17 protein-coding genes are annotated in these 21,251 nt (G+C 66.8%); 11 read left to right on the top strand and 6 right to left on the bottom strand.

The annotated features are described in order from the left end of the window. The first annotated feature begins 14 nt into the window (after window positions 1-14). Window positions 15-1,529: a glycerol kinase GlpK gene (glpK, locus tag BLT71_RS11705; RefSeq protein WP_091720399.1), complete on the top strand. Its 1,515-nt coding sequence runs from the start codon at window positions 15-17 to the stop codon at window positions 1,527-1,529. Window positions 1,530-1,583: 54 nt separating this feature from the next. Here the strand turns inward: glpK and BLT71_RS11700 are convergent, their stop codons facing one another. Continuing rightward, complete coding sequence (locus BLT71_RS11700) at window positions 1,584-3,116, bottom strand: FAD-dependent oxidoreductase (protein ID WP_091720396.1); 1,533 nt, start codon at window positions 3,114-3,116, stop codon at window positions 1,584-1,586. A gap of 312 nt (window positions 3,117-3,428) precedes the next feature. Between BLT71_RS11700 and leuS the strand changes: the two genes are divergently transcribed. The 5 genes from leuS (at window position 3,429) to holA (ending at window position 11,094) form a co-directional block, all read left to right on the top strand. Further along, a complete protein-coding gene (gene leuS, locus BLT71_RS11695; protein ID WP_091720394.1) occupies window positions 3,429-5,954 on the top strand; it encodes a leucine--tRNA ligase in 2,526 nt (841 codons plus the stop codon). A 94-nt stretch (window positions 5,955-6,048) separates the two neighbouring features. Beyond that, the gene (locus BLT71_RS11690) at window positions 6,049-7,044 is read left to right on the top strand and encodes a DegV family protein (protein ID WP_091720391.1); all 996 of its coding nucleotides are present in this window, start codon (window positions 6,049-6,051) and stop codon (window positions 7,042-7,044) included. A 48-nt stretch (window positions 7,045-7,092) separates the two neighbouring features. Beyond that, window positions 7,093-8,007 (top strand): helix-hairpin-helix domain-containing protein, encoded by a 915-nt coding sequence (locus BLT71_RS11685; RefSeq protein ID WP_231994278.1) that lies wholly within the window; start codon window positions 7,093-7,095, stop codon window positions 8,005-8,007. A gap of 397 nt (window positions 8,008-8,404) precedes the next feature. Further along, on the top strand, window positions 8,405-10,144 hold the full coding sequence (locus tag BLT71_RS11680) for a ComEC/Rec2 family competence protein (RefSeq protein WP_231994277.1): 1,740 nt from the start codon (window positions 8,405-8,407) through the stop codon (window positions 10,142-10,144). After that, window positions 10,078-11,094: a DNA polymerase III subunit delta gene (gene holA, locus BLT71_RS11675; RefSeq protein WP_091720383.1), complete on the top strand. Its 1,017-nt coding sequence runs from the start codon at window positions 10,078-10,080 to the stop codon at window positions 11,092-11,094. Before BLT71_RS11680 ends, holA begins: the two co-directional genes overlap by 67 nt. 150 nt (window positions 11,095-11,244) lie before the next feature. On the opposite strand, the gene rpsT is transcribed toward holA, so the two are convergent. Further along, on the bottom strand, window positions 11,245-11,505 hold the full coding sequence (rpsT, locus tag BLT71_RS11670; protein ID WP_056079344.1) for a 30S ribosomal protein S20: 261 nt from the start codon (window positions 11,503-11,505) through the stop codon (window positions 11,245-11,247). 169 nt (window positions 11,506-11,674) lie between these two features. Continuing rightward, window positions 11,675-12,223: a type II toxin-antitoxin system PemK/MazF family toxin gene (locus BLT71_RS11665; RefSeq protein WP_091720380.1), complete on the bottom strand. Its 549-nt coding sequence runs from the start codon at window positions 12,221-12,223 to the stop codon at window positions 11,675-11,677. A gap of 170 nt (window positions 12,224-12,393) precedes the next feature. Between BLT71_RS11665 and lepA the strand changes: the two genes are divergently transcribed. Continuing rightward, a complete protein-coding gene (gene lepA, locus BLT71_RS11660; RefSeq protein ID WP_172829963.1) occupies window positions 12,394-14,250 on the top strand; it encodes a translation elongation factor 4 in 1,857 nt (618 codons plus the stop codon). 25 nt (window positions 14,251-14,275) lie between these two features. Next, complete coding sequence (hemW, locus tag BLT71_RS11655; protein WP_091720376.1) at window positions 14,276-15,505, top strand: radical SAM family heme chaperone HemW; 1,230 nt, start codon at window positions 14,276-14,278, stop codon at window positions 15,503-15,505. A 60-nt stretch (window positions 15,506-15,565) separates the two neighbouring features. Here hemW and BLT71_RS11650 read toward each other — a convergent pair whose 3' ends face one another. Next, window positions 15,566-15,985: a DUF4870 domain-containing protein gene (locus BLT71_RS11650; RefSeq protein WP_045731418.1), complete on the bottom strand. Its 420-nt coding sequence runs from the start codon at window positions 15,983-15,985 to the stop codon at window positions 15,566-15,568. Between the two features lie 121 nt (window positions 15,986-16,106). Next, window positions 16,107-16,958: a DUF3097 domain-containing protein gene (locus BLT71_RS11645; RefSeq protein ID WP_091723983.1), complete on the bottom strand. Its 852-nt coding sequence runs from the start codon at window positions 16,956-16,958 to the stop codon at window positions 16,107-16,109. A 197-nt stretch (window positions 16,959-17,155) separates the two neighbouring features. On the opposite strand from BLT71_RS11645, the gene hrcA reads away from it, so the two are divergent. The 3 genes from hrcA to BLT71_RS11630 all read left to right on the top strand — a co-directional run bounded on the left by hrcA (window position 17,156) and on the right by BLT71_RS11630 (window position 20,154). Continuing rightward, on the top strand, window positions 17,156-18,169 hold the full coding sequence (hrcA, locus tag BLT71_RS11640; RefSeq protein ID WP_091720374.1) for a heat-inducible transcriptional repressor HrcA: 1,014 nt from the start codon (window positions 17,156-17,158) through the stop codon (window positions 18,167-18,169). An 81-nt stretch (window positions 18,170-18,250) separates the two neighbouring features. After that, a complete protein-coding gene (gene dnaJ, locus BLT71_RS11635) occupies window positions 18,251-19,378 on the top strand; it encodes a molecular chaperone DnaJ (protein ID WP_091720371.1) in 1,128 nt (375 codons plus the stop codon). Between the two features lie 2 nt (window positions 19,379-19,380). Next, window positions 19,381-20,154, top strand: coding sequence for a 16S rRNA (uracil(1498)-N(3))-methyltransferase (locus BLT71_RS11630; RefSeq protein WP_091720368.1), 774 nt, complete (start codon window positions 19,381-19,383; stop codon window positions 20,152-20,154). On the opposite strand, the gene BLT71_RS11625 is transcribed toward BLT71_RS11630, so the two are convergent. Further along, window positions 20,147-21,100 carry a GerMN domain-containing protein gene (locus tag BLT71_RS11625; protein ID WP_231994276.1) on the bottom strand — a complete coding sequence of 318 codons (954 nt, stop codon included), beginning with the start codon at window positions 21,098-21,100 and terminating at the stop codon, window positions 20,147-20,149. The genes BLT71_RS11630 and BLT71_RS11625 overlap by 8 nt on opposite strands. Window positions 21,101-21,251 lie beyond the last annotated feature (151 nt).

Genomic DNA, 21,251 nt, shown 5'->3' with positions numbered 1-21,251 from the left:
ACAAGGACGTCACCATGAACCAGTACGTAATCGCCATTGACCAGGGCACCACCAGTACGCGCGCCATCATTTTTGACCACAGCGGCGCCATTGTCTCCTCGGGCCAGATGGAACACGAGCAGATCTTCCCCAAAGCAGGATGGGTGGAACACAATGCCGCGGAAATCTGGAACAACACCCGCGAGGTCATCGCCTCTGCCCTCTCCAAGGCGAACCTGACACGGCACGATATCGCCGCCGTCGGCATCACCAACCAGCGCGAAACCGCTGTGGTGTGGGACAAGACCACCGGTGAGCCCGTGTACAACGCCATCGTGTGGCAGGACACCCGGACGCAGGACATCGTGGACGAGCTCTCCAAGGACGGCGGCGGTGACCGGTTCAAACAGAAGGTGGGCCTGCCGCTGGCCACCTACTTCTCCGGCACCAAGATCAAGTGGATCCTGGACAACGTGGACGGCGCCCGGGAAAAAGCGGAGGCCGGCAACCTGGTCTTCGGCAACACCGACTGCTGGGTCTTGTGGAACCTGACAGGCGGCGTGGACGGCGGAGTGCACGTCACCGACGTCACCAACGCATCCCGGACGCTGTTCATGGACCTGGAGACCCTGCAGTGGGATGACGAGATCCTCGGCGTTTTCGGTGTTCCGCGCAGCATGATGCCCGAGATCAAATCGTCCTCGGAGGTGTACGGCACCGTCCACACCTCGCAGCTGCTGCGTGAAACCCCGGTGGCGGGCATCCTGGGCGACCAGCAGGCGGCAACCTTCGGCCAGGCAGCCTTCGAAACCGGCGAAGCCAAGAACACCTACGGCACCGGCTGCTTCCTGATCTTCAACACCGGTGAGGAAATCGTCCACTCCAAGAACGGGCTGCTCACCACGGTGGGCTACAAGCTTGGCGACGCCAAGCCCCACTACGCCCTGGAAGGCTCCATCGCTGTCACGGGTTCGCTCATTCAGTGGCTGCGGGACAACCTGGGCATGATCAGCAGCGCTCCCGAGGTCGAAACACTGGCGGCAACCGTCAAGGACAACGGCGGTGTGTACATTGTTCCGGCGTTCTCGGGCCTGTTCGCTCCGTACTGGCGCCCGGACGCACGCGGCGCGATCGTTGGCCTCACCAGGTTCGTCAACAAGAACCACATCGCCCGTGCGGCGTTGGAGGCAACGGCATTCCAGACCCGCGAGGTGCTGGACGCGGTCAACGCGGACTCCGGTGTTCCGCTGACCGAGCTGAAGGTCGACGGCGGCATGGTTGCCAATGACGCGCTGATGCAGTTCCAGGCGGACATCCTTGGCGTGCCCGTGATCCGCCCGAAGGTCATCGAGACCACGGCGCTGGGTGCAGCGTACGCGGCGGGGCTGGCCGTCGGGTTCTGGAAGGACCTCGGCGAGCTTTCGTCTAACTGGTCCGAGGACAAGCGCTGGGAACCCCAGCTGGACCAGGCTGAGCAGGAACGCCAGATGCGGCTCTGGCGCAAGGCGGTCACCAAGTCCATGGACTGGGTGGACGAAGACGTGCAGTAGCACCGTTGTCCACCAGCGGCCACCTTGCCATTAGGCAGGGTGGCCGCTGGCGTTTCACGTCGCCGGCGCCGGCCTGGGCGGGAGGTCCCGGGTGGCTGGCCCCTGGATGACGCGGCCGTCCACGGTGAAGCGGGAACCGTGGCACGGGCAGTCCCACGTCCTTTCGGCCTGGTTGAAACCCACTGTGCAGCCAAGGTGCGTGCAGATCGCGGACACGGTGTGGAGTGTTCCGGCGTCATCCCGGTAGCAGGCTGTGCTGCCTGCCGCGGCCTCCACCACCATCCCGTCACCCGGCTGCAGGTCCTCAACCGGCAGGGACGTCGCGGCCGCCGGTGCCGCCGGAGCTGGTTCCCCGGGGTCCGGGGCCGGCAGCGCAGTGCCAGCCACGGGCCGGCCCGCACGGTTGCTGTCGAAGAAGGAGGCCCAGCTGTTGGGCGTGCCGTTAAGCAGGTCGGCCAGTATCAGCGCGGCTGCCGTTCCGTTGGTCAGGCCCCATTTCCGCAATCCGGTGATGACGAAGGCGTGGCGGCTGTCCGGGGTCAGCGGGCCCACGTAGGGGAGGCCATCCCTGGGCATGGCGTCCTGGGTGGACCACCGGTAGGCGACGGGGCCGGCGCCAAACCGGCTCTGCGCATAGTCCGCCAGGTTGGCGAACCGCGACGCCGGCTCAACAGTCTCAGAGGCCGGATGCCCTTCGCCGCCGGTCAGCAGATAGGACACTCCGTCCAGCTTGGTGGTCAGCAGGGACCTCATCGGATCCTCGACGCTGATGAACGTGGCATCCAGCGGCGGGGAATCCACCGGGGCGGCAACAATGTAGGACCGATGCGGCCGGCACATCTCGGCAAACCTGCCCTGGTCGCCAAAGGGAATGTTGGTGGCCACAATGGCATCGGTTGCCAGCACGGTTCCCCCTTCAGTGCCGATCTCTACCGGGGTACCGTCCCGCAGCCCTGTGGCCCGCGTTTCTTCGAAAACAAAACTGCCGTCTCCGGCAACCTTGCGGGCAATTCCCTGCAGGTACAGGAGCGCATGCATCTGGGCCTGGCGGTCGAAGCGGACTGCGCCCGCCACCGGGAACGGCAACGGGACATCTGCGGTGTAGGTGGCCGGGAGGCCGAGGCTACTGGCGAGGGCGGCCTCGGCCCGGAGCACGGGAAGGGATTCCGGGCGCTCAGCGAACGTGTAATTGGCCACCCTGCGGAAACCACAGGCGATGCCCTCGGCCTCGACGACGCCGGCAATATGTTCCACCGCCGCCTCGTTGGCACGCCCGTAGGCACCGGCGACGGACCTGCCATGGGTTTGTTCGAGGGCCGTGTACGCGAGCCGGTGCAGGGACGTCACCTTCCCCGTGGTGTGGCCTGTGACGCCGGTACCGATCCTGCCCGCCTCCAGGACCGCCACCGACCGGCCCGAACGCTTCAGCGCCAGCGCCGCAGTCAGCCCGGCGATCCCGCCACCGATCACCGCCACATCAACTTCGAGGACCCCGTTCAGCGGCGGAAAGGACGTGGTACCGGCGGTGGCCAGCCACAGGGAGCGGAGTTCGCCTCCGGGGTGGCCGGCGGGAGCTGGATCAGACATGGTGTGCCACCTTCCAACGTGTTGGCACGATCATGCGCGTTGGGCCCGGCTAATGCAACGACCGCTGGAACCCGCCCACCTTCCCCGCAGCTGCAGGACCGGACGGTGGACGGGCCGGGTGCGCTAAAGTAGGTCTATGCGTGCGATCCTTCTGCTTAGCCAGCCGCCAGGTGTCCGAAACAACGGATAGCTGAGCGGCAGCCCCTCCTTTGTCGAGGGGCTTTTGTATGTCCGGGTCAGACCGGGCCGGCAGCAGGGGGATCAGGCCGTTATGGCAGCACACGTGCCGTAACAGAACAGAAGAGGGCAGCAGTGGGCGTTCAGCCGGAGACAGACACCGGAACAGCAGCAGTGGCGGCAGATGGGCCTGAAGAGGGCACTTACAGTTTTGCCGCAATGGAGGCCAGATGGCCGCAGGTGTGGGAGGACCTCAAGGTCTTTACCCCGGCCGATGACGGCTCACGGGAACGGCGCTACGTGCTGGACATGTTCCCCTACCCTTCCGGCGACCTGCACATGGGCCACGCGGAAGCCTTCGCCATGGGCGACGTGGTTGCCCGTTACCTGCGGCAGCAGGGTTTCGACGTGCTGCACCCGATCGGCTGGGACTCTTTCGGCCTCCCGGCCGAAAACGCCGCCATCAAGCGCAATGCCCACCCCAGCGAGTGGACCTACGCCAACATCGACACCCAGGCGGCGTCCTTCAAGCGGTACGCCATCTCCGCCGACTGGTCCCGCCGGCTGCACACGTCCGATCCTGAGTACTACCGCTGGACCCAGTGGCTGTTCAAACGCTTCTACGAACGCGGCCTGGCCTACCGGAAGAACTCCCCGGTTAACTGGTGCCCCAAGGACCAGACTGTCCTGGCCAACGAACAGGTGGTCAACGGAGCCTGCGAGCGCTGCGGCACCGTCGTCACCAAAAAGTCCCTGAACCAGTGGTACTTCAAGATCACTGACTACGCCGACCGCCTGCTCGACGACATGGAACAGCTCCGCGGACACTGGCCCGAACGGGTCCTGGCGATGCAGAAGAACTGGATCGGCCGCTCTGAAGGTGCGCACGTCAACTTCGTCATTGAGGCCGACGGCGGCAAGCCCGCCAAGGACGTCACGGTCTTCACCACGCGCCCGGACACCCTGTACGGCGCCACGTTCTTCGTCGTCGCCGCGGACGCGCCAATCGCCGTCGAACTCGTCACGGATGAGCACGCCGCAGCGCTGGACGAGTACCGCGAGACGGTCAAGGCACTCTCCGAGATTGAGCGGCAGTCCACCGAGCGGGAGAAGACCGGCGTGTTCACCGGCCGGTACGCCGTCAACCCGCTGAACGGCGAGAAGTTGCCCGTGTGGGCTGCAGATTATGTCCTCGCGGATTACGGCACCGGAGCCATCATGGCCGTGCCGGCCCACGACCAGCGCGACCTGGATTTCGCCAAAACGTTCGACCTCCCGGTCCGTGCTGTCCTGGACACCGGCGAGGAGGACCCTGCCGCCACGGGCACCGCCACCGCGGGCGAGGGCACCCTGATCAATTCGGGCGAACTGGACGGCCTGCCCAAGGCTGAAGCCATTCCGGCAGCCATCGCCATCCTGGAACGCCAGGGCACCGGCGAGAAGTTCGTGAACTTCCGGCTTCGTGACTGGCTCCTCAGCCGCCAGCGGTTCTGGGGCACGCCCATCCCCATCATCCACTGCCCCTCCTGTGGAGAGGTTCCGGTGCCGGACGAGCAGCTGCCCGTCACCCTCCCGTCGGACCTGCGCGGCGAGGACCTCGCGCCCCAGGGCACCTCCCCGCTGGCCGCGGCCGAGGAATGGGTCAACGTGGAATGCCCCAACTGCCACGGTGCCGCCAAGCGCGACACGGACACCATGGACACGTTCGTGGATTCGTCCTGGTACTTCCTGCGCTTTGTCTCACCGGACTACACCGAGGGTCCGTTCGATCCGGCCAAGATCAACGACTGGATGCCGGTGGGACAGTACGTGGGCGGCGTCGAGCACGCTATCCTCCACCTGCTGTACGCCCGCTTCTTCACCAAGGTCATCAACGATCTTGGCCTGATTGAAGCCAATGAGCCCTTCAGCGCCCTCCTCAACCAGGGCCAGGTGCTCAACGGCGGCAAAGCCATGAGCAAGTCCCTGGGCAACGGGGTGGACCTCGGCGAGCAGCTGGACAAGTACGGCGTGGATGCCGTCCGCCTGACCATGGTCTTCGCGTCCCCGCCTGAGGACGATGTGGACTGGGCAGACGTCTCCCCGTCCGGATCCGCGAAGTTCCTTGCCCGGGCATGGCGCCTGGCCCAGGACGTGACCAGTGTCCCCGGTACCGAGGCGGGCACGGGGGACCGTGGACTGCGGTCCGTCACGCACCGCACCATCGCCGACGCTGCCGAACTGCTTGACGCCAACAAGTTCAACGTCGTTGTTGCCAAGCTGATGGAACTCGTCAATGCCACCCGCAAGGCCATCGACTCCGGAGCCGGCGGGGCCGACCCCGCAGTCCGCGAAGCGGCCGAAGCAGTGGCGGTGATCCTCAGCCTGTTCGCCCCGTACACGGCGGAGGACATGTGGAACGTGCTGGGCCACCCGGCGTCCGTGGCCAACGCCGGCTGGCCGGCGCACGATCCGTCCCTGCTGGTTCAGGACACCGTCACGGCTGTGGTCCAGGTCCAGGGCAAGGTCCGGGACCGGCTGGAAATCTCGCCGGACATTTCCGAGGACAGCCTGCGCGAACTGGCGCTGGCCTCGGAGAACGTGCAGCGTGCACTGGACGGCCGCGGCATCCGCACGGTCATTGTCCGGGCACCTAAACTGGTCAACATCGTTCCGGCCTAGCCGCTGCTGCACCACCGCCGGAACCGGCCGCCCGTCAAACCGGGCGGCCGGTTCCGGCTTTTCCGGACTCTGCACGAGGACACCAGGAGGCAATGTGCCCGACCGTAATGCCGCCCCCTGGCCATGGGTCCGGGCCCGTCTTTCCGCGCTGCGTCCGGCGGCCAGGCCCGGAGCAGCCGTTTCCGGTGCGGGCGTGCCAGTGGCGCGGACCGCCGTCGTCACCGATTCCGCCGCGGCGCTGCCGGTTGGCTATCTCCGCAGCCTGCCGGTGCACAGCCTCCTCACCATCACTCCGATGCCCGTCATGGTGGGTTCGGAGATTTACGGTGAGGGCGAGGACGACATCCTGGAAACCATTGCCCTGGCGTTGGCTGCGGGCACCCAGGTCAAAACATCGCGCCCTTCGCCCGGGCAGTTTGAACAGGCTTACCGGTCGCTGCAGCAGCAGGGGTACGAGTCCGTGGTTTCCGTGCACATCTCAGGGGACCTCTCCGGAACGGCAGACTCGGCCCGGCTGGCCGCCCAACGCGTGGGCATCCCCGTGCAGGTCATCGACTCACGGACCGTGGGCATGGCACAGGGCATGGCCGTGCAGGCCGCTGTGAAGGCTGCCGCCGGGGGAGCCGGGCAGGCGGGCGTTGCCGCGGCGGCCCAGGCCCAGGCGGAGCGCACCAAGGTTTACTTCTATGTTCCCAGCCTGGAACAACTGCGCCGTGGCGGCCGCATCGGCGCCGCCGCTTCGCTGTGGGGAACCATGCTGGCCATCAAGCCCCTCCTCGCGGTGGACGAAGGCAAGATCATCCCGCTGGAAAAGGTGCGGTCGGCGGCAAAAGCGGTGGCGCGGTTGGAGGAAATCGTGGCCGCCGATGCCCAGGCCCGTCCCGCCGGCAGTGTCCGGTTGGCCGTCCACCACTTCGGCAATCCGGAGGAGGCTGAAAGCCTTGCTGTTCGGCTTTCTGCCGCGTTGCCGCACTGCCCGCTGCCGCAGATCAGCTCGCTGCCTGCCGTCCTGGCTGCCCATGCCGGTCTGGGCGTCCTTGCGGTGATCGTCGGCCAGGAGGACGCCGCGCCGGCGGGCCTTTCCACATAGGCCAAGACATGTCTGTTGCCGGACCGGCACGCTTCATAGCGTTGAGTTATGTCACGCCGGGATGCTCCAGCAGCAGGCCAGCGGGCTCGCCATGCCCGGGCCCGGCTGCAGGCAACCCTCGGTGGCGGAGCCGGCGGGATGCTGGCCGTTGACCACGCCCTGGGCGAGGACGACGGCGGGGGCTTCGAGTACCGCGACGCCGGGGCCGGCGGTTTGGTCGCCGGAGAGCCGCAACCGGCGGAGAGCGGCGGGAACAGGCAGTCTCCGGCCGGCACGGTACCTTCGCTGCGCTGGCGGCTTGGCCTGCGGGTCGCCGTAGCTATCGGCCTGCTGGCCGTCGCGGCCGGTGTCCTGTTCTGGTGGCAGACCGCCGGTGGACGGCCGGAGATCCTGCCGTTGAACACCGTCAGCCGCGAAAGCACCCCGGCGCCGGACCCAGAACTGGACAGTCACCCCACCCCGGACGAGGGGGAAGGCGCCGGAGCGGGCGACCCCTCCAAGGCGCCGGGGGATGTCATGGTGGTCCACGTATCAGGAGCCGTCCTGGCCCCCGGCGTGGTAACCCTGCCGGCCGGAAGCCGTGTTCATCAGGCCATTTCGGCTGCCGGCGGTGCGACTGCCGACGCTGACCTGGACGTCCTCAACCTCGCCGCCGTGGCGGAAGACGGGCAGAAAATCCACATCCCCCGGCAGGGAGAACAACCATCCGGGGGCGGCGCAGGATCCCAGGGTCAGGGAAGTGCCGCTCCGCCCGCGGCCGCCGGCACGGGTGCCAAGATCAACATCAACACTGCCGGCGTCGATGAGCTGGATGCCCTGCCGAAAGTCGGTCCCGTCTTGGCCCAGCGGATCGTCGACTGGCGAAAAGAGCACGGGCCCTTCAGTGCGATCGAGGATCTGGACGCTGTGGACGGCGTTGGCCCCAAGATGCTTGAAACGCTGCTGCCCCTGGTGACGGTCTGACATGCCGGTTGCGGATAACGGGAAAGGCCGGGCTCCAAGTCCCTGGCAAGGGCCGCCAAGCCCCTGGAACCGGTTTGTCGAGTCCGCGGTCCGCGGCGCAAAGGAAGGGCCATCTCCAGATGACGCACGCCGGACCGCGGTTGCCGGCCAATCCTTTTCGGGTGGCGGGAACAGCCCCGCACCGGCAGGTGGGAAGAATTCCACGCCGGCAGGCAAGAGCAAGGGCGCCTTGCGGTCGGTCCGTGTGCGCGCCGTCAGTGATGCCCGGCGCCGACTCGGTATTCAAGACCGGACTGCTCCGGCGGGGGAGAGCAGGCCATCAGGCGAAGGTGCCGGCCCCCGGAAGCGTACCGATGTCCGGCTCGCCTTACCTGCCGTCCTGGTCTGGGGCGCCGCCGTGGCCGGTCTCTGGCTGGCGCCGGCCGCGTTGCTGGGGCTGTGCGTCGCCTTGCTTGTCCTGGCCGCTGTATTGCTGCTGGTCCTGCTGCGGAGCGGCGGGACACGCCGGACGAGGGCTGGCGGCGGGGGTTCCTGGACGGGGCGCCGTCCGGAAAGGAGGAGTTTCCTGGCGACTACTGCGGTTGGCCTTCTGCTCGCGGTGGCCGGGGCGGCGCACTCCTCGGTGGCTTCCAGCCAGCGGTTTGAGGGTCCGCTTGCTGAGGCGGTGGCGGCGGGGAAATCCGTGATGGCGGTGCTGGAGGTGGCCGGCGCGCCGCGGCCGCTTCCCACGCCTGGCCAGTCCGGCGAATCCGCCCGGTGGTCCGTGGCCGTGTGGACTCGGGAAATCAGCACCGGCGGCGTGGTGCTGCGGACCCGGGCGCAGCTCGTGGTGACCGGCGGTAAGGACTGGGAACGGCTGGTCCCGGGGCAGACGGTGCGTGCTGCCGGCAAGCTTCGGCCGCCGGATCCGGGCAGGCCGGAGGCGGGCGGCATGTCTGCGGCCACCGCCCCTGACCTGCGGGGCAGCGCGCGGGGGCTGGAAGCAGCCGCCAAGGACCTGCGTGCCCGGTTTGTGGCTGCTTCCGCATTCTTGCCACCCGATGCTGCAGGGCTGTTGCCCGGCATGGTCACGGGGGACACCAGCGCCCTGGACGAGGGCCTGGCCAGTGCGATGAAAACCGTCGGCATGACCCACCTGACAGCTGTCAGCGGGGCCAATTGCAGCCTGGTCCTCGGTGCATTGTTGGCGGGCTGCCGCAGGCTCCGGCTCTCGCGGGTTCCGGCCGCCGGGACTGCGTTGGCCGGACTGGGACTGTTCGTGGTGCTGGTAGGCCCTGACGCCAGCGTGCTGCGCGCAGCCCTGATGGGGGCTGTCGGAATTGCTGCCCTCGCCGGCGGCCGGACCGGCCGCGGGCTCAGCTTTCTTTGCCTGGCAGTCATTGGCCTGCTCCTGCTGGACCCGGCGCTGGGCGGAAGTTTCGGGTTCCTGCTGTCCGTCCTGGCCACCCTGGGCATCATTCTGCTGGGCCGGCGCATCATGGACTGGACTCCTGCGGCCGTGCCCCGCTGGGCGGCCGCCGCGGTTGCGGTGCCGTTGTCAGCCCAGATGCTGTGCGGCCCCGTCATCGTGCTCCTGCAACCGCAGTTCTCCACCTACGCGCTGCTGGCCAATGTAGCCGCGGCCCCGCTGGTGGCTCCCGTGACCCTGCTGGGAACGGCCGCCGTTCCGCTGCTGGTGGCTGCCCCTTGGCTGGCTGTCGCGATGATCGCCGTGGCAGGCACCTTCAGCGCCGGTGTAGCCGCGACGGCCTGGTTCTTTGCCAGGCTTCCGGGTTCCACGTTGCCGTGGCCTGAGGGGGTTCCGGGCCTGCTGACAATGGTGGTCCTGTCAGCCCTCACCCTCGCCGCCGTCTGGGCAGCCGCCCGGCCCCGCAGCGTCATTGCCCTCGTTCTCCGGTGCCATCGCCGGGTGGTCAGGCTTCTGTGGTTGTTGGAAAGACGCCCCGGGGCCGCCAGAGGACCGCGCTGCCCGGCCTCGTCTGCCACCGGCCCCTTCGCCCACGGCTTTGCGGTTCGGCGCAGACGTGGCAGGCTTAAATTCCCCACACATCATTCCGGAAGGAACCCACCATGGCTGCTGCGCAAAAGCGCGGAACCCGCCCGCCGGCGTCGAATCCGGCGGCCTGGCGGGACGTGACTCCCGCGGCCATCGTCCTGGTGAGCGGGCCGGAGGATTACCTGGGCATCAGGGCCATGGACAGCGTCCGCTCCCAGGTCCGCCAGGCAGCACCTGACGTCGAGGTAAGCCGGATCAACGCTGCCGCCTACGAACCCGGGTCCCTCCTGATGCAGGTCAGCCCGTCGCTGTTCGGGGAGAGCAAGCTCATTGAGGTCGAAGCGGTGGAAGCCATGAATGAGGCCTTCCTCACCGACGCCCTGTCCTACCTCGGCCAGCCAGCCGATGATGCCGTCCTGGTCCTCCGTCATGCCGGGGGTGCGCGTGGCAAGAAACTCCTGGACGCTGTCCGTAAGGGCGGCTGGCCTGTAGTTGACTGCCAACCGCTGAAAAAGGACACGGACAAGATGGCGTTCGTGTCCGCCGAATTCAAGGAGGCCGGGCGCCGCATCGACCAGGAGGCCGTGCTGGCCCTCGTGAATGCGGTTGGCGCCAACCTCTCCGAGCTTGCAGCAGCGTGCAGCCAGCTCATTGCAGACTCAACGGGGACTGTCACACCGGATGTCGTGGACCGATATTACGGCGGGCGTGTGGAAGCCACGGCGTTCAAGGTGGCCGACGCCGCAATGGCCGGAAACGGTCCGCTTGCCCTGTCCACCCTGCGCCATGCGCTGGCCACCGGGGCGGACCCCGTACCGCTGGTTGCCGCGCTGGCTGCGAAGCTCAGGACCGTGGCCCGGGTAGCCGGGGCGTCAGGATCCGCGGCCCAGATTGCTGCAGAGCTGGGAATGCAGCCCTGGCTGGTGGAGCAGGCCCAGCGGGACGTCCGCCGGTGGACCCCTGACGGACTGGTGCGGTCCATCCAGGCCACGGCCGAAGCCGACGCGCAGGTGAAGGGGTTGTCACGCGACCCCGTTTACGCCGTGGAACATGCGGTGACAGTGATCTCCATGTCCGTCCAGGGCAGGTAGCGGCAGGAGCAGCAGCGCCGGACAGGCACCAGTGCGGCGCTTCCGGGGCCAGCACTCCACGGCGTCCCGAATGCGCATCCCGGAGCTTAAAGGCGTGTGGCCGGTACCCGAGGGTACCGGCCACAACATCAGTTCAGGGAACTGGAAACCTTACAGTGCGTTGACCTTCTTGGAGATCGCCGACTTGCGGTTCGCTGCGTTGTTCTTGTGCAGAACACCCTTGCTGACAGCCTTGTCCAGCTTGCGGCTGGCAGAAACGAGCGCAGTAGCAGCAGCGTCCTTGTCGGACGACTCAACGGCCGTGTTGACGGCGCGGATAGCCGTCCGCAGCTCAGACTTGACTGCGTTGTTACGCAGGCGGGCCTTTTCGTTGGTCAGGATGCGCTTCTTCTGGGACTTGATATTCGCCACGTGTGAACTCTCTATTGTAATGCGGAAATGGTCTAGAGGGCTTTCAAGCTGGCCTTGACTGAGCGGCGTGGGGATACCTATGGCGGCCAGCCATCAGTGACCGTCGACCTGCACGGACACACAGCTATAAAGAATAGCAGGCCAGTGGCGTGACTGGCCATTTTCCGTACTACCGCCAGCCGTGTCGCGCCCTGAGTCCGGCGGCAACAGCGTCGAACCGTGCCCGGTCCAGCAGGGCACCCTCCCTGCGGATGCTGTCCGGCCGGATCTGCAGCACGCGGTCCAGTTTCGCTTCGCTGGGCCGTCCCTGGCGGTCCCATCCGCCGGCCCCCACGTCTACATAGTCGCGGGAAGCGGACGCTGCCGGTACCCGGTCCTTGCTGGTGAGCATCAGTCCCAGCAGGTACTTTCCATTGCGGGCCACGATGAGGACGGGCCGGTCCTTGCCCCGGGAATGGTCTTCCTCATAGGGAACCCACGTCCATACGACTTCGCCCGGATCGGGCTCACCGTCCGGCTGCGGCGAATAGCGGATTTCCGCCCGGCCGGTGAAATCGCCGGGATAGCCTGCAGTACGCATGCCGTCCATGGCGCCTTTGGTGTCCTGACTGGCAGGTCGCGGGGCGGGACGCTGATGCGCCGCCGGTTTGTCCACGTTCCGAAGGAGCCTTAGGCCGGCCCGGACAGCATTACCCAGCCTGCGGAGGTTGATCGCCATGCCGCCACCCTATAGCCCGGGCCCGCAGACGGCCTGGGTCCCGTGCAGGTAATGCGGTGCGAGTGGCCAGGACGTGGGACACTGGTGGCTGAAGAAGTGCGGCTAATCCGCGGGCAGCATGTGGTGTGCCTGCCGGGCGGCCGCGGAAAAGCCAACAGTAAGGACCCTGCGTGTCTCCCATGGCCCGCACCGCACCGGTGCCCGCCGCGACAGATCCGGCTATTATTCGGAACTTTTGCATCATCGCGCACATTGACCACGGCAAGTCCACCCTGGCTGACCGGATGCTGCAGTCCACCGGAGTAGTCCAGGCGCGGGACATGAAGGCCCAGTACCTGGACCGGATGGACATTGAGCGTGAACGCGGCATTACCATCAAGTCGCAGGCTGTGCGCATGCCGTGGGAAGTGGAAGGCGTCAGCTACGCGCTGAACATGATCGACACGCCGGGCCACGTGGACTTCACCTATGAGGTGTCACGGTCCCTTGCCGCCTGCGAGGGCGCAGTCCTGCTGGTGGACGCTGCCCAGGGTATTGAGGCCCAGACGCTTGCCAACCTTTACCTGGCGATGGAAAACAACCTCGCCATCATCCCGGTGCTGAACAAGATCGACCTTCCGGCAGCGCAGCCGGAAAAATACGCAGCGGAGCTTGCAAGCCTTATCGGCGGCGATCCCGAAGACGTGCTGCGCGTGTCCGGCAAGACCGGCGTCGGCGTGGAAGCCCTCCTGGACAAGATTGTCCGCGATCTGCCGGCACCGGAGGGCAATCCCGATGCCCCCGCCCGTGCCATGATCTTCGATTCGGTCTACGACACCTACCGCGGCGTGGTGACCTACGTCCGCGTGGTGGACGGCATGCTCCACCCGCGTGAACGCATCCAGATGATGTCCACCAGGGCCTCCCACGAGCTCCTGGAAATCGGCGTCAGCTCCCCGGAACCCACACCCTCCAAGGGCCTGGGCGTCGGCGAAGTGGGCTACCTGATCACCGGTGTGAAGGACGTCCGCCAGTCCAAGGTGGGCGACACCGTCACCAACCTGGCCAAGCCGGCCGCCCAATCGCTGCCTGGCTACGCCGACGCAAAGCCGATGGTGTTCTCCGGCCTCTATCCGCTGGACGGTGCCGACTACCCGGTACTGCGTGACGCCCTTGAGAAGCTCATGCTCAACGACGCTGCGCTGGTCTACGAACCCGAAACCTCTGCAGCGCTGGGCTTCGGTTTCCGCGTGGGCTTCCTGGGCCTCCTCCACCTCGAGATCACCCGCGAACGCCTGGAGCGCGAATACAACCTCGACCTCATTTCCACCGCTCCGAACGTGGAGTACGAGGTGACCCTGGAGGACAAGAAGGTGGTCCGCGTGACCAACCCCAGCGAGTACCCCACCGGCAAGATCGCCGAAGTCCGCGAACCCATGGTCTCCGCCACCATCCTGGCTCCCAACGAGTTCGTGGGCGCCATCATGGAACTCTGCCAGTCACGCCGCGGCGTCATGGGTGGGATGGACTACCTTTCCGAGGACCGGGTGGAAATCCGTTACCGCCTGCCGCTGGCGGAAATCGTGTTCGATTTCTTCGACATCCTCAAGTCCAAAACCCGTGGCTACGGCTCCCTGGACTGGAAGGCCGACGGTGAGCAGGTTGCCGACCTCGTGAAGGTGGACATCATGCTCCAGGGTGAACAGGTGGATGCCTTCAGTGCCATCACGCACCGGGAAAAGGCGTATGCCTACGGCGTGATGATGACCGGAAAGCTCCGCGAACTGATCCCGCGGCAGCAGTTCGAGGTGCCCATCCAGGCGGCCATCGGTTCGAGGATCATCGCGCGCGAAAGCATCCGGGCCATCCGCAAGGACGTCCTGGCGAAGTGCTACGGCGGTGACATCTCACGTAAGCGCAAGCTGCTGGAGAAGCAAAAAGAAGGCAAGAAGCGCATGAAGATGGTGGGCACCGTGGAGGTGCCGCAGGAAGCGTTCATCGCCGCCCTCACCACCGACGAATCGAAGGACAAGGCCAAGAAGAAGTGACCACCGCGCAGCGGGGTACCCGCTGATGCCCAGCGTACTTCCCCTCGGTGACCCGGCGCCGTCGGACGGCATCCTGCCTCCGCAGGCGGCCGTCGGCGCGGGGGACCGCGGGTTCGGGCTGTATGTCCACATCCCTTTCTGCGCCGTGCGCTGCGGGTACTGCGACTTCAACACCTACACGGCCACCGAACTCGGCGGCGGTGCCTCCCAGGATGCCTATGCCGCTACGGCAGCATCCGAGGTGGCGTTTGCGGCCACGGCGCTCAAGGCGTCCGGTGTACCGGACCGAAAGCTCAGCACTGTGTTCTTCGGCGGCGGCACACCCACGCTGTTGCCCGCCGAAGACCTCGCATTGATTCTTCGGACGGCCATCCACCAATGGGGGATCGAGGACGGCGCCGAGGTGACCACTGAGGCGAATCCGGATTCGGTGACACCGGAGTCCCTGGCTGTGCTCAGGGATGCCGGCTTTACGCGCGTCTCGTTCGGGATGCAGTCCGCCGTTCCGCACGTCCTGAAGGTCCTGGACCGCACCCACACCCCGAGCAGGGTTCCCCAGGTGGTGCAGTGGGCCCGTGACGCCGGCCTGGCAGTGAGCCTCGACCTGATCTACGGGACGCCGGGGGAGTCGCTGGCCGACTGGCAGTACTCCCTGGAAACCGCGTTGTCGTACGAGCCGGACCACATCAGCGCCTACGCGCTGATCGTTGAGGACGGCACCAAGTTGGCGGCGCAGATCCGGCGCGGCGAGGTCCCGGGCATCGACGACGACGATCACGCCGACAAGTACGAGCTCGCCGACCGCCTGATCACCTCTGCAGGCCTGGAGTGGTACGAGGTCAGCAACTGGGCGCGCACGCCCGAACAGGCCTGCCGGCACAACCTCGCCTACTGGCGCGGCGATGATTGGTGGGGGATCGGGCCGGGCGCGCATTCACATGTGGGCGGTGTGCGCTGGTGGAACGTCAAACACCCAACCGCGTACGCCGGCCGGCTGGCGCAGGGAAACTCACCGGCTGCCGGACGCGAAACCCTGGACGCAGAGACCCGGAACGTGGAGCGGGTCATGCTTGAGGCCCGCCTCCAGTCCGGGCTGGAAGTGGCAAGCCTGGACATTGTGGGGCGGCACCAGATCGCCGGGCTGATTGCCGAGGGGCTGGTTGAGCCGGGCGCAGCATTCCGGGGGATGCTGGTCCTGACGTTGAAGGGCCGGCTCCTGGCCGACGCGGTGGTCCGCCGGATCCTGCCCGACTAACGCGGGTTTACCGGCCACGCCTGCGAGGTCAGGCTTGCTGCGGCTGGGAGCCGACGGGGACTACTTGATCCAGCGCAGGTTGAACTGGTAGCGGTGCGGTTGGCCGCGGTTGACGTGGATGCCTGCCGCCACCGAAAAGCACGTCAGTGCAATCCAGATCAATGTGGCGATCACGGCAAAAATGTTTCCGACCACGGGAATGAACACCAGGATGTTCGCCACTACCGCTGCGATGGTGGGAGGCAGGCTGAAGTTCAGGGCTTCCTTCGACTCCTGGGCCGTGAAGGGCCCGCGGTCGCGGAAGATGAGGAAGATCAGCAGGGCGGGGACGCATCCCAGGATCCCGCCGAAGTGTGCCAGGGTGGCCCACTGCCGGTCCTCGCTGGCCGTGAGCGGCAGCGCATTCGCGGGGACGCCGTGGTATTCGGAACGGCCGGTGCTGCTTTGGCCGTCCCTGTGCTCGCGTGCGTTTTCTGCCACAGTCTGTTCCTTCGAAAAGTGCAATTGATGCTGGGGATGCAGTTGATGCTTCGGGGCCCGCTGCGGATCGCGGGGGCCACCGCAGTATCAAGAATACTGGTGTTTGCCGGTCCGGCGTCCGTCAGGGTGCTGTGAGGAAGTCGATGACTTCCTCGACCCGGCCCAGCAGCGACGCCTCCAGGTCTGCGTAAGTGTGGACCGCACCGAGCAGTTTCTGCCATCCGAGCCCGATGTCCTCCTTAGTGGAGTGCGGCCAGCCGAACGCCTTGAGGATCCCGGTTTTCCAGTCCTGGCCCCGCGGTACTGACGGCCATTGCGGAATGCCCAGCACGGAGGGCCGGATGGCCTGCCACACATCCACGTAGGGGTGGCCGACAATCAGGACGTTGCCTGCAGCGCCAGGGCCGGCCATGACAGCCTCAGCAATACGGGATTCCTTGGAGTCCGGGACCAGGTGGTCCACCAGCACACCCAGCCGGCGCCCCGGCCCTGGCCCGAATTCCTTCACGGCGCCGGCGAGGTCGTCGATGCCATGCAGGGGTTCGACGACGATGCCCTCCACCCGGAGATCGTCTCCCCATACCTTCTCGACGAGTTCGGCGTCGTGCTTTCCTTCCACCCAGATGCGGCTCGCCTTGGCCACCTGTGCACGCTGGCCTGCGACGCGTACGGAGCCTGAGGCTGTGCGCCCGGCTGACGGACCGCCCGCTGCGGGCCGGGGTGCCGGTGGCATCAGCCTGATGGCACGGCCCTCGAGGAGGAACCCGAATCCCAGCCGGAAGGTCCGCGACTTTCCGCGCCGGTCCTCAAGGGCCACCACATGCATGCCGCCGGACTTTTCCACCCGGGTGACGGCCCCCACCCAGCCGGACTGTACGTCTTCGAGCACCATGCCCCGTTCCACGGGCACTTCAGGCAGTTGCGTACGCGCGGGAGCGGACATGTCCCGCGGGCCCCAGTTCCGGTAATCCATGGTCACTCCGCCTCGCCGTAGGTGCTGTCCCGGAATTTCGCCCGGAGCGGTACCAATGCTAACAACGGGCCAAGGCATAATAGACTGTTAGCACTTAGGCATGTCGAGTGCTAACAGTTCGAGTGCATGTTCGAGTGCGTGCAGACTGGCAGGAAGGAACGGGTGGCTTATCCACCCCGACTGGATGGAGGTGGAGTGTGAGTGAGCCGCGCAAGCTTGAAGTACTGCGGGCCATCGTGGAGGACTACGTCCACTCCCGCGAACCGGTAGGCTCCAAGGCCCTGGTGGAACGGCATCACCTGGGGGTTTCCAGCGCCACCATCCGGAACGACATGGCGGCGCTTGAGGACGAGGGCCTCATCACGGCGCCGCATACCAGTGCCGGCCGGATTCCCACGGACAAGGGTTACCGGCTGTTCGTGGACCAGATTTCGGCCGTGAAGCCGCTCTCGCAAGCCGAACGGCGCGCCATCCAGTCCCTCCTGGAGGGATCCGACGACCTCGACGACGTCCTCGACCGCACCGTGCGGCTGTTGTCCCAGCTGACCAACCAGGTGGCGGTGGTCCAGTACCCCCACCTCAGCCGGGCACTGATCCGGCACATCGAGTTCGTCCTGCTGGCCCCGCGCAAGGTCCTTGTGGTCCTGATCGCGAACAGCGGCAACGTGGAGCAGCGCGTCATCGACGTCGGGCAGGACCTCGCGGACGAAGCGTTGTCCGCGCTGCGTACCCGGTTTCTGGGAACCCTGGCCGGAACACCGCTGGCCCGGCTGCCGCAGGCCCTTCCCGCCGTCGTCTCCTCTGTCAGTCCGGGGGAGCGGCAGGCGGCGCAGTCGCTGGCGCACGCCCTGGAGATCCTTGCGCACAGCAGCCGCGAGGACCGCATGGTCATGGCCGGCACGGCCAACCTGGCCCGGTCCAATGTCGACTTTCCGCTGAGCATCGGCCCCGTGCTGGAAGCTTTGGAAGAGCAGGTGGTGATGCTGCGGCTGCTGAGCGACATGGCGCAGGACCACCGTGGCGTGGCCGTCAGCATCGGCCGCGAAAACCCTTACGACGGCCTGGCCGAGGCGTCCGTCGTGGCCACCGGCTACGGCCCGGACAGCGTGGCCAAGATCGGCATCCTGGGTCCCACCCGGATGGACTATCCCAACACCATGGCGGCCGTCAGGGCAGTTGCCCGTTACCTTTCCCGCATCCTGGGTCCCTGACCGGCCCGCCCCGGCACCACAGCCGCCGGGCCCGCACGGCAGTCCCACCGCAGGCAGTACAACAAGGAAGAGATACGAACTTTGAGCAGCCACTATGACGTCCTTGGAGTTTCACCGGAAGCCACCGGAGAAGAAATCAAAAAGGCCTACCGCAAGCTGGCCCGGACACTCCACCCCGACGTCAACCCGGGCGAAGATGCGCAGGACCGCTTCAAGGCGGTGACCCACGCCTACGAAGTCCTCTCCGACCCGCAGAAACGCCGGGTCTACGACACCACCGGCAACGAGAACGGCACTGACAATGGATTCGGCGGAGGAAGCTACGCCGGCCAGGGCTTTGCCTTCCAGGACATCTTCGACACGTTCTTCGGCGCCGGCGGATCGTCCGGACCCGCCTCACGGGTCCGCCGCGGCCAGGATGCACTCATCAGCGTCCGCATCGAACTGCGCGACGCCGTCTTTGGCGTCAACAAAAAGCTTGAGGTGGACACTGCAGTCACTTGCCCCACCTGTGAGGGATCATGTTGCCGCCCGGGGACGCACCCCGAACGCTGCGACATCTGCGGCGGCAGCGGCCAGGTCCAGCGCGCTGTCCGTTCCATCCTCGGCCAGGTCATGACCGCTGCACCGTGCGGCACCTGCGAGGGCTTCGGCACTGTCATCAAAGATCCCTGCAATGAATGCAGCGGCCAGGGCCGCATCCGGAGCCGCCGCTCCCTGACCATCAAGGTTCCCGCCGGCGTCGCAACCGGAACACGCATCCAGCTGACCGGGCAGGGCGAAGCCGGCCCCGCGGGCGGCCCCTCCGGCGACCTCTACGTGGAGGTCCGCGTCAACAACGACGCCACGTATGTGCGTGACGGCGACGACCTGCACGCAACCCTGAACATCCCCATGACCGCCGCGGCGCTGGGCACCGACGTCAGCCTGGAGACCTTCGACGGAACCCAGGACATCGACGTGAAGCCGGGCACCCAGTCCGGTGAAATCATCACCCTCCGCGGCCTGGGTGTCACCCACCTGCGCGGATACGGCCGCGGTGACCTGAAGGTGCACCTGCAGGTGGAAACGCCGGCCAAGCTCGACGCAGCCCAGGAGGAGCTCCTCCGGCAGCTTGCCAAGCTCCGCGGAGAACAGATCACCGAAGGCAAGCTCGCCGCCAGTGGCGGGATGTTCGCGAAGCTGCGGGACCGGCTGGGGAACCTGTAGCGGTGAGCAACCCTGTCTTTTTTACCTCCGCCGGATCCCTCGACGGGCTGGAGGAGGGCATGGAGTTTGTCCTGGAAGGGCCGGAGGCGCGCCACGCGGTTTCCGTAAAGCGCCTCGCAGCGGGTGAGGCCGTGGACATCGTCGACGGCGCCGGTACCCGTATGAGCGGGACGGTGTCCGAGGCCGCCGGCACCCGCCTCACCGTGCGGTGCGGTTCCCTGGTGGAGGAGGCCCGCCCCAGTGTCCGGCTGGTGCTGGTGCAGGCCCTCGCCAAGGGTGACCGTGATGAGCTTGCCATCGAGACCGCCACGGAACTGGGCATCGACGCCGTGATCCCCTGGCAGTCCGAACGTTCCATCGTCCGGTGGAAGGGTGACCGGGCGGCCAAGGCGCACGCCAAATGGCAGTCCGTGGTGGGCGCTGCGGCCAAGCAGGCGCGGCGGGCCTGGATCCCTGAGGTGCGTCCCGCCGTCGACACCGCTGCCCTTGCTGCAGCAGTGGAAGCCGCGGACCTGGCGGTCATCCTCCACGAAGACGCAGTGCGGCCGCTCCGTTCTGTCCTGGAAGGCTGGGACGATGCCAGCGGCGCAGGAACCCGTGAAGTGCTCCTTATCGTGGGCCCGGAGGGTGGAATCAGCCCCCGGGAGGTGACGCGCCTCTGCGACCGCGGAGCCGTCACGGCGCTCCTGGGCCACCACGTGCTGCGCTCGTCCACGGCCGGTCCTGCCGCCGTAGTGCTCTCCAGCGACATCCTGGGGCGCTGGGACGCTACCTGACCTTGAAGGACCGGTTGTCTTCGAACTGGTCCGGGCCGCCGTCAGACCCGGCCTGGGCCACCCTCAGCTCGTAGTCTCCGGCGGGCAGGGTCAAGGCCAGCGTGAATACCCCTGCCTGCCCCTGTTCCGATGACGCCGTGGTTTCGCCGGTGAGGAAGGGTGCCTTGGCGCCGTTGTCCCCGGTCCGCAGGATCTGCCAGCGAAGCTTGCCGCCCGCCGACGTGCTGCGTCCGGTGATTTTGACGCTGCCGTCCGCGACTTCGGAGCCTTGCTGGGGATCGATGATCCAGACAGGAGCAGCCAGGCCCGCCGTCCTGGTCATCAGGGCGCCAAGCTGGACCTGCCCGAAAGCCATGTAGTCGGTGTGGCCGTCCACCAGGATCCGAACCCGGATCTGCTGGCCGGAGTCGATCAACCCGGAACTGGCTGCGGCAGCAGTGGCCGTGTAGACGAGCTGCTGGACTGCCCGGGCTGCCATGTCCGCATCAAGGTTGCTGTTGAAAGCGTCCTCGGAGACATCGACGGTGATGACGTCCTTGCCGGAAATCGAGGTGGCCAGCTTGCCGGGATTCTGCCACGGGGTGAAGTAGTCAGGGTCAAGGGGTTTATCGGACATCATGGCACGCAGTGCGCGCGTTACCGGGTTCTCCTGTTCGGGTACATCCCGGAACTCCCGGTACAGGAAGACGTTGCTGCTGCTGCGGCCGATCCAGTAGACAGGCGCCTTGTTGGAGGACTGCGTGGTTTCCAGTGGGGCGCTGGTGGAGGGCGGCTCCGGGCTTCCCGTGGTGGCAGGCCCGGTCAGAAGGGTGCCCGTGGGGGAGGGGCCAGGTTCCGCAACGCAACCGGCAAGGATCGGCACGACCGTCAGGACGCCGGCCAGCATGATCGCGCGGGCGCGGCCCACGTGTCGACCTGCCCGGCGGGGCGCAACGGTATCCGGCACTTGTGCCTTTCCTTTCCTGTCGTGAGGGCCGTTCCCCGGTCGGCCCGATGTCACAGCCGTGGCTGGATTTCCAGCATTGCACAGCCCGGCGAAGCGATTTGCCCGGTTCCGGCCGTGGGGCACAACTGCAACGGGAACGATATGAGGACGA

The sequence above is a fragment of the Pseudarthrobacter equi genome (genome assembly GCF_900105535.1).
Lineage (GTDB): Bacteria > Actinomycetota > Actinomycetes > Actinomycetales > Micrococcaceae > Arthrobacter > Arthrobacter equi.
This window is presented reverse-complemented; position numbering and strand designations above follow the sequence as displayed.